General features: G+C 69.9%; 11 protein-coding genes and 1 pseudogene. 4 read left to right on the top strand and 8 right to left on the bottom strand.

The genetic code is table 11. The features are described from left to right. Positions 1 to 113: 113 nt before the first annotated feature. From OG413_RS11835 to OG413_RS11825, 3 genes are all read right to left on the bottom strand, one after another. The gene (locus tag OG413_RS11835) at positions 114 to 1,532 is read right to left on the bottom strand and encodes a DUF2252 domain-containing protein (protein WP_266804909.1); all 1,419 of its coding nucleotides are present in this window, start codon (positions 1,530 to 1,532) and stop codon (positions 114 to 116) included. Positions 1,533 to 2,015: 483 nt separating this feature from the next. Continuing rightward, positions 2,016 to 2,798, bottom strand: a complete 783-nt coding sequence (locus tag OG413_RS11830) for a polysaccharide deacetylase family protein (RefSeq protein ID WP_266804907.1) — start codon at positions 2,796 to 2,798, stop codon at positions 2,016 to 2,018. Positions 2,799 to 3,054: 256 nt separating this feature from the next. Next, the gene (locus OG413_RS11825) at positions 3,055 to 3,654 is read right to left on the bottom strand and encodes a hypothetical protein (RefSeq protein ID WP_266804905.1); all 600 of its coding nucleotides are present in this window, start codon (positions 3,652 to 3,654) and stop codon (positions 3,055 to 3,057) included. A 346-nt stretch (positions 3,655 to 4,000) separates the two neighbouring features. On the opposite strand from OG413_RS11825, the pseudogene OG413_RS11820 reads away from it, so the two are divergent. Beyond that, positions 4,001 to 4,096 (top strand): annotated as a pseudogene (locus tag OG413_RS11820) (DNA-binding protein); the annotation flags it as partial. Positions 4,097 to 4,338: 242 nt separating this feature from the next. On the opposite strand, the gene OG413_RS11815 reads toward OG413_RS11820, so the two are convergent. Further along, positions 4,339 to 4,740 carry a thiol-disulfide oxidoreductase DCC family protein gene (locus OG413_RS11815; protein WP_266804903.1) on the bottom strand — a complete coding sequence of 134 codons (402 nt, stop codon included), beginning with the start codon at positions 4,738 to 4,740 and terminating at the stop codon, positions 4,339 to 4,341. Positions 4,741 to 5,205: 465 nt separating this feature from the next. Between OG413_RS11815 and OG413_RS11810 the strand changes: the two genes are divergently transcribed. Then, positions 5,206 to 6,342, top strand: coding sequence for a hypothetical protein (locus tag OG413_RS11810; RefSeq protein ID WP_266804901.1), 1,137 nt, complete (start codon positions 5,206 to 5,208; stop codon positions 6,340 to 6,342). A 108-nt stretch (positions 6,343 to 6,450) separates the two neighbouring features. Here OG413_RS11810 and OG413_RS11805 read toward each other — a convergent pair whose 3' ends face one another. The 4 genes from OG413_RS11805 to OG413_RS11790 form a co-directional block, all read right to left on the bottom strand. Further along, positions 6,451 to 7,449 carry a D-alanyl-D-alanine carboxypeptidase family protein gene (locus tag OG413_RS11805; RefSeq protein ID WP_266804899.1) on the bottom strand — a complete coding sequence of 333 codons (999 nt, stop codon included), beginning with the start codon at positions 7,447 to 7,449 and terminating at the stop codon, positions 6,451 to 6,453. Between the two features lie 115 nt (positions 7,450 to 7,564). Further along, on the bottom strand, positions 7,565 to 8,815 hold the full coding sequence (locus OG413_RS11800; RefSeq protein ID WP_266804897.1) for a HAMP domain-containing sensor histidine kinase: 1,251 nt from the start codon (positions 8,813 to 8,815) through the stop codon (positions 7,565 to 7,567). 5 nt (positions 8,816 to 8,820) lie between these two features. Continuing rightward, positions 8,821 to 9,636: a response regulator transcription factor gene (locus OG413_RS11795; RefSeq protein ID WP_266804895.1), complete on the bottom strand. Its 816-nt coding sequence runs from the start codon at positions 9,634 to 9,636 to the stop codon at positions 8,821 to 8,823. A gap of 88 nt (positions 9,637 to 9,724) precedes the next feature. Further along, on the bottom strand, positions 9,725 to 10,729 hold the full coding sequence (locus tag OG413_RS11790) for an endonuclease/exonuclease/phosphatase family protein (protein ID WP_266804893.1): 1,005 nt from the start codon (positions 10,727 to 10,729) through the stop codon (positions 9,725 to 9,727). A gap of 444 nt (positions 10,730 to 11,173) precedes the next feature. Here OG413_RS11790 and OG413_RS11785 point away from each other — a divergent pair, with 444 nt between their 5' ends. Together OG413_RS11785 and OG413_RS11780 are read left to right on the top strand one after the other, a co-directional pair. Continuing rightward, positions 11,174 to 11,797, top strand: a complete 624-nt coding sequence (locus OG413_RS11785) for a hypothetical protein (RefSeq protein ID WP_266804891.1) — start codon at positions 11,174 to 11,176, stop codon at positions 11,795 to 11,797. Between the two features lie 143 nt (positions 11,798 to 11,940). Further along, positions 11,941 to 14,037: a flotillin family protein gene (locus tag OG413_RS11780; protein WP_266804889.1), complete on the top strand. Its 2,097-nt coding sequence runs from the start codon at positions 11,941 to 11,943 to the stop codon at positions 14,035 to 14,037. Positions 14,038 to 14,168 lie beyond the last annotated feature (131 nt).

Here is a 14,168-nt window from a genome sequence, read left to right as displayed (position 1 = left end):
TGCCTGTGCCTGTGCCTGTGCCTGTGCCTGATGGCTTCGGGCGGTCAGCGGCGTAGCTCAAGCCATGGAGGGGGGGGAGAAGGGGCACGCCGCCCCGAAAGGCCCGGAGGTCCTCAGGCCGCTGTGGCGGACAGCCGTCCGGTGTGGACGGCGTCGACGAGTCTCTGATGGTCGCGCTCGTTCTGGTCGGCGTAGCGCTCGGCGAAGGTCACCAGCGCGCGGTCGAAGGCGTCTCCACCGCCCAGATAGGCGGCGATGGCGATGCGATCGCCGGATCTCGCGTGGGCACGTGCCAGCGTCGCGCCGCACAGTGCGCCGAAGGTACGCATACCTCGGGGCACCATGTCCTCCGCCGCGGCAACCCACTTCCAGTCCCGCAACTGCCGTACGTAGAAATCTCTGCGTCGGCCGTCGATGCCCTCGACGCGCTCCCATCCCAGGAAGATGTCGCTGGTGGCCTGCATCAGCCGCTGTCCGGCGACCACCCGCTCACCCTGCGTTCGATGCGCGCTGTCCCCCACGTGGGGCGCGAGCACCGACTCGTCGGCCTCCTTGGCCTGGAGGAACAGCGGATCCCCTTCGTCCTTGCCGAGCAGGAGCACGATCCAGCAACGGGTGCCCACGCTGCCGACGCCGACGACCTTGCGGGCCATGTCGGCCACCCGGTACTGCTCCAGCAGGAACCGCCGGTCAGACTGCAGAGTCTCGCCGTACCGCTCGATCAGTGTGCGGATCTCCTGTTCCACAGCACCACGCCGGTCGTCCGGCAGCACATCTTCGAGACGGGTGACGAGCGGAGGGTCGGAGGTGATTCGTCGCCGACCGTCCACGACATGGGTGAGTTTGCCGAAGACCTGGAGGGTGTCGCGCGAATGTGCCTCGGACACGGCCCGCGCCCAGCGCTCGCGGCCTCGCGCGGACAGGTCGGCCACGAAGCGGTCCTGCACCCGGTCGACGTCGAACTGGGCGTACCAGACGGCCAGGTTGCCGAGTCCGGCGAAGGACCGCATGCCCTCGCGGTACGACCGCACAGTGGCCCGTACGATCGCGGCCCGCTCCTTGGCGCTGAAGCCGTTCGCCCGGCCCGCGATGACAAGGCTGGCGGCCAGCCGCTTGACGTCCCACTCCCAGGGGCCCGGCAACGTCTCGTCGAAGTCGTTGATGTCGAACATCAGGCGGCGCTCGGGTGAGGCCAGCAGCCGGAAGTTCAACATGTGTGCGTCACCGCACAGTTGTGTGCGCAGCCCCGTCGTCGGAGTGTCCGCGAGATCGGACGCCATGATGGCCGCCGCACCCCGGTAGAACCGGAACGGCGACTCGGACATCCTGCCGTAGCGGACCGGCACGAGGTCGGGCAGCCGGGACGCCGACTGCTTCTCGATGATCTTCAATGGGTCCGGCCGCCCTGATCCGGGTGCGAACTCGGCGTGGCTGGAGCGGGGCACGTCGGCCCGCACCGCCTTGCCCACCGCGGCCCGCTCCTGCGGGGTGCGGTGCCGCACGTCGCGTCCATCGAGGTGGTTGTCGGTCATGGCTGCGGCTCCGTGAGGTGGTCTCGCCGGCGCCCGGGGCGGTGGCGATGGCTGCCGGACGACACCGGAACAGTTCACGGAGCACCGTGGAATCGCCAGTGCCGGGCCGAGGTCAGTGCAGGATCTTCTCCTTGCGGCGCCGGAGCGCCCCGTCGGCGATGTCACCCTGGAGCGGACATCGCAGATTCGTGCCGACTGCTCGGGTTCGCGTCGTTCACGACCTCGTCGCCGGTACCGCAGGCGAAGCCGAACGGTCCCTGATGGTCGGGTGTTGCCTTCGCCGGAGAACGCACAGGGTGGACGGGATACGGCACTGACAACGCTGACAGAAACGACACAAGAGTCAAATCAGGGACGATTCGATCCCGGGCGAGCGACGGCCTCCACACTGTCCGGGCACACCTTCCCGTCCGTGTCCTTCGGACATGTCTGTCTGCCGGTAGCGGAGGTCCGGGTCTTGATGTCGGTGCGGGCGGTCCTCGCTCAGCGCACGGGGAAGCCGTAGGAGTATCCCTGCTCCCTCAGCCACGGCAGGACCTCGCGCAGAGCGGCCAAGGTCTGGGAGCGGTCTCCTCCCGCGTCGTGGAAGAGGACGGTCGGCCCGTTGGAGATCTCTCTCTTGACGGTGGCGACCATGGTGTCCACGCCGGGACGCTCGAAGTCCTTGGAGTCGACGTTCCAGCCCAGCGGCCGCATCCCGCGGGACGCGGCGAGCTGTCGGCTGAACGGGGTGAAAGCGCCGCCCGGGGCCCGGTAGTACTGCGGCCGGACGCCTCCGGACGCCTTGGTGATCATGCGTTCGGCATCCAGGATCTGCTGGGACTGGTACGCCTCGGACTTGGTGTCCATGGCGGTGTCGTGCGAAACCGTGTGGTTGCACAGCCGGTGCCCGGCCGCCACGACATCCTTGACCAGGTCCGGGTGCGCCTGGGCCTGCGTGCCCACCATGCAGAACGTGGCCTTCACATCGCTGTCCTTCAGCAGTCGCAGCACCTGCGGCGTCCAGACAGGGTCCGGTCCGTCGTCGATGGTGATGTTGACGCCCCGGTCACCGCGGTCCGAGGCGTGCGCGATGTCCGCCGCCACCTTGGCCACGGGCCCGCCCTGGTGCCGGGAATCCGGCGCCGAGACACCCGCTTCCAGCTGCCGTCCTCCGGAAGTGTCGGCCTGCGCGGACCACACCGAGGTGGCAGCGGCCACCGCCGTCACCCCGAGCGCCGCCGCGAGAAGCCGACCGTGCCATCCCCTTCCCTTGTGCTTCGCCATGTCCGCCCACCCCTTTGCCGTCTCCGCCGATGCCGTGCCCCTATGAAGACATACGAACGCCCCCACAAGATCCCCTGTTACCGATCGCGGACGAACCCGCAGGGGACCGGCGACAAACGCAGGGGTCCCGGCACGGATGAGGGGCGCCACGGCCTCGGGAAGGCGCCGCGAAGCAGTGTCGGCAAACGAAGAAGAGCCCGTCAGCAAGCTGACGGGCTCCCGCGAAGGATCAAGGCTAACCTGCCATCAGGTCAGGTCAGATCGTCGGTGTCTCGTCGACGATCTCCTTGTGCGGTTCGACAATGAACTTCCAGCCCTCGCTGGGCTCCAGGAACCGCACTCGGGTCGGGTAGATGTCCAGGGCGCGGCGGTCGCGGTTCTGGTTGTTCGTGTTCTTCCGCCCCCGGGCCGGCTCCTCGTACAGGTCGACCTTGACGTCCGGCACCGCGACGACTTCTTCGCTCCAGCGCTGGACGACCCCCGCACCGAACGCGTCCCGCGCGGCGGAGTAGAGCGCCTCCAGGGATTCCATGTTCCCGCTGGGCACGAAGAGGGCGAGGTTCAGGAGGACGCCGGCACTCTGGAGAACCTCGACTTCCTCCCCCGCCTTGTCGGCGATCCAGATCCCGCCCTCTTCAGCATTGTCCGGCAGGACGTGAATCTCCTCACCGAAGACCGTCCTCGCGGCGAAGGACCCTCCCTCAAAATTCTTGCCCGGCTCCGTAAGGAAAGCCGGGGCATAGCAGTCGAGAGGAAGGCCATCCATCCCTGCCGAGACGAAGATGGCGTCCTGGAGGCCCAAGCCTGAAACCTCTTCGGCCGTAAGACGTCGAGCCGTAACCTTCTCGGTATTCACGCCAATCCCCTTTTATCGCGGCGTCCTGTGAATTCATTAATACTCTACCACGAAAAGGGTCAACCACTTCTCATTGCACATGACTTGGCACCCACCATGACACCGGTCACCCCTGCGAGAAATACTCCTCGCGCATCACCGGATAAATACAGCACTCGTAGAGAAAAACGGCGATACCCATGAGACACCATCCTGCTTGGACGTCGTTTCGGCAACGAAGCCAGTCGCGGGGTTAAGTCAATCGAAAGTGCACATTCACCGTGCTCTATGTTCACACCGAATCAAAATCGAGTGGGCTTTCCGTTTCAGCGACATGGCGGCGGCCGCGAACCACCGTGGCAGAAATAGCCTTCGTCAGCCCAAACCGGTCGCGCTGCTGATGTCCGACAGCGACGACCTGACCAAACTCCGCGGCGACCAGGTCCGGATCATCCCTCTCTGACCCACCAGGCCACTTCGGGCAGTTGCACCTCGATGCCTCCCGATCGAAACGGCTCGTGACATGCAATCCTGATGAATGTCACCGCATCGCCGACGGGCTCGCTCCCCATCCGCGCCGGGGCGCGTCCACGGCTGCGTATCACCGGCTCGCAACGCATTCGGCCACCGCAAGCCCCGGTGATTCCCGAGCTCGGAGCGCGAGTTCGACCCTCATCGCCGTGCATCCCCCGTACGCGGTTGTCCTCAGCCCGCAGGCCGTGCGCCGGGCCTTCGGTCCGCCGGCAGCGCGCAGGCCGGCGAGCCGCCGGGCAGGCGGTCGCGGTTGGTGGCGATGAGCCGGTAGACACCGTGGGCGATCCAGCGCACCGGGGGCAGGGTGAGCAGACCGCCCGGCCAGGCCCAGAAACCGCCGGCGCTCAACAAGAGCTTGGCGACGGCCTGCGCGCCGCCGTACACCGTGCCGGACGGCGAGATGTACAGCAGCTCGTGTTCGGCTCGCTGCTGGGTGACACCGAGAGCCTCCAGGTTCGCGAACTGCCACGGGGTAACGGTGCAGTTCGGGCGCAGCCGCCGCATGAGGTAGTTCACCGAGGTCGTACAGAAGGCACAGTCACCGTCGTAGACCAGGACAGATCGATTCGGCATGGGCCCATCCTGCCTGAGCGGACTCCCCTGAGCTGCGGAGCTGCGGCGGTACGGCGGTACGGTTCGCGAACTGGCCCTCCTGGGTGAGTCGGCCGTCGTTGACCCATTCGCCTTGGATTCCCTCGCATGGCGTCAGGCTGTCATTCCATGAGCGAGGTTCTACCCTCTTCCGGCATGGAGTGGATATCGCCAGTCAGCACGGCACTTGGTGCGGTGATCGGGGTCGGCTCTACCTTGCTCGCTGATCGATTTTCGATGCCGCGGTGGCCGAGCTCCGCACCGTCATGCGCCTCGACCTCGGAACAGTTGAGTCGATCACGGAACGATGACGCGGCATTTGCTGCCCGGCCGATTTCGGCCCCCGGCGGTGAGTGGTCCGATCGGCTGCGCACACTGGTGCGGTGGAGCGCCGCGAACGTGGCGGCGTACGGGGAACGGGGAATGGGGGAACGGGTGGAGAGCTGGGTGCGGCAGCATCGTGGGGGGCTGTGGGGTTCGGTCTGTGCGCTCGTCGTGCTGGCCGTCGTCGGGTTCTCGGTCCGGGCGCCCGTGAAGGACTGGTGGCTGGCGCGTGAGGCGTGCGGGGGCGCGTTGCCCGGCGGTGATCTGGAGACCGTGCGGACGGACGTGCGGCTCGGGTCGGAGCGGGAGTCCTTCGATCCGTATCTCGGCCAGTACCACTGCGTCCTGAAGAGCGACAAGGGCAAGGTCGTGGTCGCCGTTGACGCCTATCGGGACGGGGCGGACCGGGAGGAGAAGTTGGCGTACATCGGCAGCTCCCGCCCGCCGCACGCCGTGCTGCCCGGCGGGCTGCCCGGCTTCGAGGACGAGAACAGCCTCGTCTACCTCATGCCCGAATGCCCGCGCGGCGGCCAGGGCGCCTCCGGGGAACACCGCAGGCTGCTGGTGGGGACCTGGACGTATTTCGCCGGGAGTCGCGAGGAGAAGGCCGCCATGCTGCGGCTCGCGGTGCGGATGACGAACGAGGTGACCGAGAAGCTCGGCTGCGGTGGCGAGCCGCTGCCCGCGCCGGCGGACGGGGCGGTGCCGGACACGGGCACGTACGTACCCCGCGCGGAGGCCAGGGGCACCGCCTGCGACGCTCTCGCCACCACCCGTGTCCCCGCGCAGGGGCGCGACGGGGATGTGCGCATCGCCGTCGCCGATGGCGGGATCGTCGGACGTTGCACCCTGTACGCGCCGAAGGCGGCCGACGATGACGCGTACCGCAGCGACGACAGGCCGGGAGCCGGTACGTCGCTTGTCGAACTGACCAGTTGGCGTGGTGACGGAGGTACGAGCCCGCGCGGGTCGGGGTACGGCACCGATCGGCTGCTGATGGGCGGCGGCTCCGCCCGCAAGCCCGCGCTGACCGAGGACAGGGCGTGGGCCGTCGCCGAGTGCGACGGCGAGAACGTCGGATTCGCCGCGCACTGGGGCGACGGCTACCCCTACCGGGAGGCGGGCGAGCAGCCCGGCCCTCCCACGGCGGCCGAGCGCGGTGAGCGGCGCGGGCTGTTGCGCGAGTACGTTGCCGCGTTCGCCGAGGATCAGGTGCGGCGCGGGAAATGCGCGGGGTTGCGGCTGCCTGCGAACCCGTGAGGCGTACCGCTCCTGAGACGTACCGCCCGCGAGGCGTGATGCGCTGACGTATCCCCCGGTTTGAACGTGCGTTGCCGTGAGTGTGTCCCGACCACCGCCGCCCGATCGTCACTTCTGGTCGGCGGCGGCCCGGCTGAGGGCGGCCGGGAGCTCGGAGCGGATGGCGGTGATCAGGGTGCGGCTGGCTTCTTGGGCCGCGGTGCCGCCTTCGGTGGGGGTCGTGTTGGCGCGCTGGTGCAGGACCACCCCGAGGATCAGGCGGGCGGTGCCGTCGATCTTCTGCGTGGTGGCCCACATGAGGTTGCCGCCCGCCGGGGTGGAGGAGCCCGTCTTCAGGCCGATGACCCCCTCCTCGCCGAGGAGTCTGTTGGTGTTGTGGATCTCTACGCCGATGCCGGGGGCTGTGACGGTGGGGGTGGCCACGATCTGGCGGAAGGCCGGGTCCTTCATGGCGGCTCGGGCCAGCTTCAGTTGGTCGGTCGCCGTGCTCCTCGTACTGGCCTCCATGCCGGTCACCCCCGTATAGGTGGTGCGGTTCATGCCGAGCGCGGCGGCGGCCTTGTTCATCTTCCTGACGAATGCCTCCTCGCCGCCCGCGTCCCAACGGGCCAGCAGACGGGCGATGTTGTTGCCGGAGGGCACCATCATCAGTTCCAGCAACTGGCGTTGGGTGTACGCACGCCCGGCCAGCACCGGGGCTGTCGTCTCCACGGACGAGTACGACTCGTCGGCGGACCGCTGGTCGGCGATCAGCTTCGCACCGGGGGCGTCGGCCCGCATCGGGTGGTTCTTCAGGATCACGTAGGCGGTCATGACCTTGGTGAGGCTGGCTATCGGAACCGGCGTCCGCTCACCCCTCGTACCGAGGCTGCCGATCCCCTCGACCTCCACGCTCGACTGGCCCTCGGACGGCCAGGGCAGGTCCATGGCCTTCGCCACAGGAGCCACGGGGGTCACAGGGGTCACGGCCGCGGTGGTGGACCCGGCGGGGTGGGACGGGCCGTCGTCGGCCAGTGCGTACCAGGTGCCCGCGCCGGTCGCGAGTACGACGGTGGCGGACAGCGGTACGAGGACGGAGCAGCGGAAGCCGGAGCGGGCGGCGAACATGGGCACCTCCTGGGGGCGTGTGCGGTTTGCACACACTCATCACCTTCGAGGAGCCGTTCTTCCGGACCGGTGCGACGCCGTTTCCGCCACCGCGAGACTGCGTATCGGTTCCGTTTCAGGCCGTTGCGGGGGCCAGGTCGAGGGTCGCGACCGCTCCCCCGTCCGGGGAGTTCGCGAAGGTCAGCCGGGCCCCGAGGACGCCTGCCTGCCCCTGCGCGACGGTCAGCCCGAGCCCGTGCCCGTACCCCCGCTCGCTCGCTCCGGTACGGAAGCGCTGCGGGCCCTGGTCGAGCAGCGCGGCGGGGAAGCCGGGACCGTGGTCGCGTACGACGATCCGCGCGCCGGTGACGGTGACCTCGACGGGGACGGCTCCGTGGCGGTGGGCGTTGGTGACGAGGTTGACCACGACACGCTCCACCCGGCGCGGGTCGGTCTCCACCACCCGCGCGTCCCCGGCGGTGACGTGGGTGTCCGTCCCCGTGCGCCGCACCACGTCGATGACCAGTTCGCCCAGCGGCACCGCGTCGGGACGGGCCTGTTCGGCACCCGCGTCGAGGCGGGAGATCTCCAACAGGTCCTCGATCAGGGCGTGCAGCGCCCGCACCCGGTCCCGTACCAGCTCGGTCGCCTCGTCGTCCTCCGGGAGCAGTCCGGCCGCGGTGACCAGTCCCATCAGCGGCGTGCGCAGTTCGTGCGCGACGTCGGCGGTGAAGCGCTGCTCGTTCTCCAGCCTGCGTTGCAGGGCCTCGGCCATTCCGTCGACGGCCGCCGACATCTCGGTGATCTCGTCGCGGGCCCGTCCGGTGCGGCCGATGCGGGCGTCGAGGTCGCCGTCGGCGATCACCCGGGCGGTACGGGCGCCGTGGCGCAGGCGGCGGTTGATCGGTTCGGTGGCCAGGGCGGCGAGCGGGACGACGACGGCGAGGGCTGCGAGTACGGACGTGAAGATGCTGCGGTCCAGGAGCTGGAGGCTTCGTACCTCGAAGCTCATGTCCGTCCGTACGACCAGCACCTGGTCGCCGACGGCCACGGCCCCCCACATCCAGTACCAGTTGGGGCTCTTGACGTCGTACCAGATGCCGTAGCCTCCGCCCCTGCTCGTGTCCTCGGCCAGGTTCCGCGCCAGCGGCTCGGGCAGTTGGTCCGGCGACATGATGTCGGCGCTGGGCGGTCGCTCTCCCGTCCGGGCGTACTCCCGTTCCGCCGCGGACAGGGCGGCGGAGACCCGCTCCTGCCCCACCTTCATCCCCCGGTCGCGGGTCGCGTCGTGGACGAGGAAGCCGATCACGGCCGCGACCGCGCAGCAGGCGGCGGCGGTCAGCGCGGCGATCTTCCAGCGCAGGGCGAGGGGGTTCAGGAAGCGCACGGCGCTCAGCCGCGGACGAGTTTGTAGCCGAAGCCGCGGACGGTCTCGATCCGGGCGCTGCCGATCTTCTTGCGCAGGCGGAGCACACACAGGTCCACGACGCGGGTGTCGCCCTCCCAGCCGTAGTCCCACACCTCGCGCAGCAGGCGGCGGCGGTCGAGGACCGCGCCGGGGGCGGCGGCGAACTCCAGCAGCAGCCGCAGTTCGGTGGGGGTCAGCGGGACGACCCGCCCGGCCCGGCGCACCTCCATGCCGAGGGTGTCCACGCTCAGGTCTCCGAAGACCAGCAGCCCGTCGCTGTCAGGGGCTCGGCCCGTGTCTCCAGTGGCGGTGGAGGCGGTTCCGGTGGCGGTGCTCCAGGTGGTGGCGGCGGTAGTGGACTGTGCCGGTCCTCCGGCGGGCTGCTCGAAGGTGGCGCGGCGCAGCAGGGCGCGGATACGGGCGACCAGGACGCCGGTGTCGACGGGCTTGATCACATAGTCGTCGGCGCCCGCCTCCAGGCCCGCGACCACGTCGAGGGCGTCGCCGCGCGCGGACATCATCAGGACCGGGACCAGGCTCGACTCGCGGATCCGGTAGCACAGGCCGATCCCGTCGAGCTCGGGCAGCATCACGTCGAGGATCAGCAGGTCGTGGCCGCCCGCGCGGAACGCCTCCAGGCCGCTGAGGCCGTCGGCGGCCACCGCGACCTCGTAGCCGTAACGCTGCAGGGCGAGCTGGACGGCGCGGCGGATGGTCGCGTCGTCCTCGACGACGAGCACGCTGACTGGGTCCGGGACCCGGGCTTCCGACACTCCACCTACCTGGCCGTTTTGGGTCATTCGTCGCTCGCATCGTAGTCAGTCGGCTGTCCGGGGGCGGGGGGTGCCGGGCGGCACGGGTGGTGCCGGGCGCCGGAGGCAGGGCCGGTCACAGGCGCAGGGACGCCGCTACGGGAAGGTGGTCGCTGCCGGTGGCGGGCAGGTTCCAGGAGGAGAGCGGCGTCATCCCCTTCACCAGGATGTCGTCGATACGGACCATCGGGAACGCCGCCGGCCAGGTGAAGCCGAAGCCGTCGCCGGACTCCCGCTGCGCGGAACGCAGCTGCGAGGTCACCGGGGCCAGCGCCCGGTCCTGGTACGTGCCGTTGAAGTCGCCCACCACCACGGTGCGGGGCGACGGCTCCGCCCGTATCGCGGCGGCCAGCTCCCGGGCCGCCTCGTTGCGGCGGGCCGTGGTGAAGCCCGCGGCCGGGTGGACGCGTACCGACGCGAGGTGGGCGGCGTAGACGGCGACGGGCCCCTTCGGCGTCCGGGCCGTGGCCCGTATCGCGCGGGTCCACGGCATGATCGGCACCGCCTCCACGTCCTGGAGCGGGTGCTTGCTCCACAGGCCGACACCGCCGATCACCGCGTGGTGCGGGTAGGCGGGGGCCAGCTCGCGCTCATAGACGCGCGCGGCCTCCTCCGACAGTTCTTCCAGTGCCAGCACGTCCGCGTCCGCGTCGGCGAGTATCCGGGCGGTTCCCACCGGGTCGGTGTTCCCCTCGTCCACGTTGTGGCTGACCACCGTCAGGTCGCCGCCCCCTGAGCGCTTGTCGGTGAGGGCACCGCCGAAGAGCGTCACCCACACCACGGCGGGTACGAGTGCCGCCGCGGCCGCGAGCCGGGAGCGGCACACGGCCGCCAGCACGAGCAGGACCGGCACGCTCAGGGCGGTCCAGGGCAGCAGCGTCTGGAAGAGGCTGCCGAGGTTGCCGATCCCGTTCGGGATCCGAGCGTGCGCCGCCATCAGCGCCGCGCAGAGCAGGGCGGTGGCGGCGAGCAGCAGACCGTGGCGACGGCCGCCGGTGGAGCGAGGCGGGGCGGCGGGCGCCTCGTCGGTGGCGGGCGCCTCGTCGGTGGTGAGCGCGGAAGCCTCCGGAGAACTCAGCACGGCATGTGCCTCCCAGCCTTCTCGTACACCGAAGGTCGGGTACCCGCACAGCCTCCGGGAGGCGCGCTTCCGGCCGGTCAGGGCCGCGCTTCGGGCACCGCGCGGCTGTGTATCAGGTGGGTATCGGCGCCCGGCCCCGCGCGGAAGCCCCCGCGCCCCCCGAAGCCCGCGCCCCTACGCCACGGTGCCGGAACCGGAACCGGAGGAACGTAGCCATTCCTCCCCCAACATGACCCGACATGACCCGGCATTAAGAACGCGTAAAGATTGCCGCTTTCCGGCAATGCGAACGATCGCGCCCCTTTGCCAGGATGGCGGTGGGGAGCGCGAGGGACCGACCCGCTGCCGGAACACGGAAGCGGCTTCCGGGTGGGGACGACCCCGCGTCCTGTCGGGGGACACCGTGCCCCCGACGGCGGTGACCACGGACAAGGGGGCGGAACAGTGGGGGAATTCCTTGATGCCGCGTTCGGATTTCCCGCTTCGCTGTTCAGTGCGGCTCTCGTCGTGGTCGTCGCCTTCTGGCTGCTGGTCCTGTTCGGTGCCGCCGAGCACGACAGCTTCGACGGGGACGTGCCGGGCGGCGCGCTGGGCATCGCCGACGGCGTGCCGGTCACGGTCGGGGTGTCGCTGCTGACCGGAACCGCCTGGTTCACCGCCCTGGCCGGGACCCTGGCGCTGCATCGCGCCGGAGCCGAGGGACCGGCCCGTGCCGCGCTCGCCGTCGGAGTCCTGGCCGCCTCGCTGCTCCTCTCGTGGTGGGTCACCCGGCTGCTCGTACGCCCCCTGGCCTCGCTCCTCCCCGAGGAACCCGGGCCGTCCCGGGCCGACTTCATCGGGTTGACCTGCACCATCCGCACCGGGCGGGTGGACGCCGGATTCGGTCAGGCAGAGGTCGCCGCGAAGGACGGCTCCACCGCCGTCGTCCAGGTACGCCGCCTCGACAAGGACCTCGCGGCCGCACTGACGCGCGGCAGTACCGGGCTCTTGTACGCGTACGACGACGACGGCGAGTTCTTCTGGGTCGCGCCCTTCGACGCGGCGCTCGATCCACGTACCGCCGCCTGAGCTGCCTGAGTCGTCTGAGCTGCCTGAACCGTCCGGCCGGCAGGCCGTCCGAGCCCGCCCGGCCGCCCGAGCCCACGCCCGGTCCGCACGCTTCATCCCACTTTCGGCGGCTTCCGCCGTACCTTCATCGCAAGGACTTCACCATGGATGCCATCTCCTTGGGCATCGGCGTGCTCATCGCCGTTGTCCTGCTCATCGCGGTCGCTCTGCTCTTCGTCGTCAGCCGGCTCTTCCGGAAGGTCGAGCAGGGCAAGGCGCTGATCGTCTCGAAGATGCGGAAGGTCGACGTCACCTTCACCGGGCAGGTCGTCCTGCCCGTGCTGCACAAGGCCGAGATCATGGACATCTCGGTCAAGGCCATCGACATCAGCCGGACCGGGCGGGACGGGCTGATCTGCCGGGACAACATCCGTGCCGACATCCGGATCTCGTTCTTCGTACGCGTCAACAAGACCGTCGAGGACGTCATCAAGGTCGCCCAGGCCATCGGCACGGCACGGGCGAGCGACAAGGAGACACTGCAGGAGCTGTTCAACGCCAAGTTCTCCGAGGCGCTCAAGACCGTCGGCAAGCAGCTCGACTTCACCGATCTCTACACCAAGCGCGACGAGTTCAGGGACCGGATCATCCAGGTCATCGGCACCGACCTGAACGGGTACAGCCTGGAGGACGCGGCCATCGACCACCTGGAGCAGACTCCGCTCCAGCAGCTGGACGCCACCAACATCCTGGACGCCCAGGGCATCCGCAAGATCACCGAACTGACGGCGATCGAGCACGTGCGCACCAACGAGTTCCAGCGCACGGAGGAGAAGGAGATCACGCGGCAGAACGTCGATGCCCGCGAGGCCATCCTGGAGCTGGAGCGGCGTCAGGCCGATGCCGAGATCAAGCAGCACCGTGAGATCGAGACCGTCCGGGCCCGCGAGGAGGCCGAGACCGCACAGGTCCAGGAGGAGCAGCGGCTCCGTTCGCAGGCCGCCTTCCTCAAGACCGAGGAGCAGCTCGGCATCCAGCGCGAGAACCAGGCCCGTGAGGTCGCGGTCGCCGAGAAGAACCGTGAGCGGGTCATCGCGATCGAGAGCGAGCGCATCGAGAAGGACCGCCTCCTGGAGGTCATCGCCCGGGAGCGGGAGACCCAGCTCAGCCGTATCTCCGCCGAGAAGGAGGTCGAGGCGGAGCGCCGGGACATCGCCGAGGTGATCCGGGAGCGGGTCGCGGTGGACCGTACGGTCGCCGAGCAGGAGGAGTCGATCAAGCGGCTGCGGGCCGTGGAGGAGGCCGAACGCAACCGTCAGGCGATCGTCATCGCCGCCGAGGCCGAGGCGCAGGAGCTGCTGGTCAAGGACATCAAGGCGGCGGAGGCGGCGGAGCAGGCGGCCGTGCACCGGGCCGCCGAGGAGATCACCCTCGCCGAGGCGCGGGTCAAGGCGGCCGAGCTCGACTCACGGGCCAAGCTGCGGCTGGCCGAGGGCGATCAGGCCGAGGCGGCGGCGGCCGGTCTCGCCGCGGTGCAGGTGCGGGAGAAGGAGGCCGACGTGATCGAGAAGGCGGGGCGCGCGGAGGCCGAGGCCACGTCCGCCCGGCTGCGGGCGGAGGCGGAAGGGGCCAAGCTCAAGGCCCTGGCGGTCGCGGAGGGCACCCTGGCGCAGGCGACGGCGGACGCGGCGGTGATCGGCGAGAAGCTGAAGGCCGAGGCGGCGGGGCTGACCGAGAAGGCCGCGGCGATGGCGGCGCTGGACGAGGCTTCGCGCGGTCATGAGGAGTACCGGCTGCGGCTGGCGGCGGAGAAGGAGATCCGGCTGGCCGGGCTCGACACGCAGCGCCACGTCGCCGAGGCGCAGGCCACGATGATCGCCACCGGCCTGGAGAGCGCCGACATCAACATCGTCGGCGGCGAGTCCGTCTTCTTCGACCGGCTGGTCTCCTCCATCTCGCTCGGCAAGGGGGTCGACGCCTTCGTCCAGCACTCCGACACCGCGCAGGCGCTGGGGAGGAACTGGCTGGACGGCACGTCCGACTTCACCGAGGACGTGACCCGCGTGCTCGGCTCCGTATCCACCGCGGACGTACGGAACCTGACAGTGTCGGCCCTGCTGATGAAGCTGATGAAGTCGGGCGGCGCGCAGGCCGGGCAACTGCGCGAACTCCTCGACAAAGCAGGGCAGTTGGGCCTCGCCGACATTCCGCTGGCGGAGCTGGGAGCCGGACTCAACGGGGCCGGGACCGCCAAGGTCTGACCAGCACGGCCACGGCCACGACCATGGCCACGACCACGGCCGGAGCGGTCGCGCGAAGAGCGATACGTACGACCGCTCCGGCCGACGCCCACACCCGCCCCCGGCCAAGAACCCGCACCGCCGAGCACCGC

Origin of the sequence: Streptomyces sp. NBC_01433 (genome assembly GCF_026340105.1) — a bacterium.
Classification (GTDB): Bacteria; Actinomycetota; Actinomycetes; order Streptomycetales; family Streptomycetaceae; genus Streptomyces.
This window is presented reverse-complemented; position numbering and strand designations above follow the sequence as displayed.

Coding starts and splice junctions, on each gene's coding strand:
- OG413_RS11835 (WP_266804909.1), bottom strand. CDS start 1,532: ATGACCGACAACCACCTCGATGGACGCGACGTGCGGCACCGCACCCCG.
- OG413_RS11830 (WP_266804907.1), bottom strand. CDS start 2,798: ATGGCGAAGCACAAGGGAAGGGGATGGCACGGTCGGCTTCTCGCGGCG.
- OG413_RS11815 (WP_266804903.1), bottom strand. CDS start 4,740: ATGCCGAATCGATCTGTCCTGGTCTACGACGGTGACTGTGCCTTCTGT.
- OG413_RS11805 (WP_266804899.1), bottom strand. CDS start 7,449: ATGTTCGCCGCCCGCTCCGGCTTCCGCTGCTCCGTCCTCGTACCGCTG.
- OG413_RS11795 (WP_266804895.1), bottom strand. CDS start 9,636: ATGACCCAAAACGGCCAGGTAGGTGGAGTGTCGGAAGCCCGGGTCCCG.
- OG413_RS11780 (WP_266804889.1), top strand. CDS start 11,941: ATGGATGCCATCTCCTTGGGCATCGGCGTGCTCATCGCCGTTGTCCTG.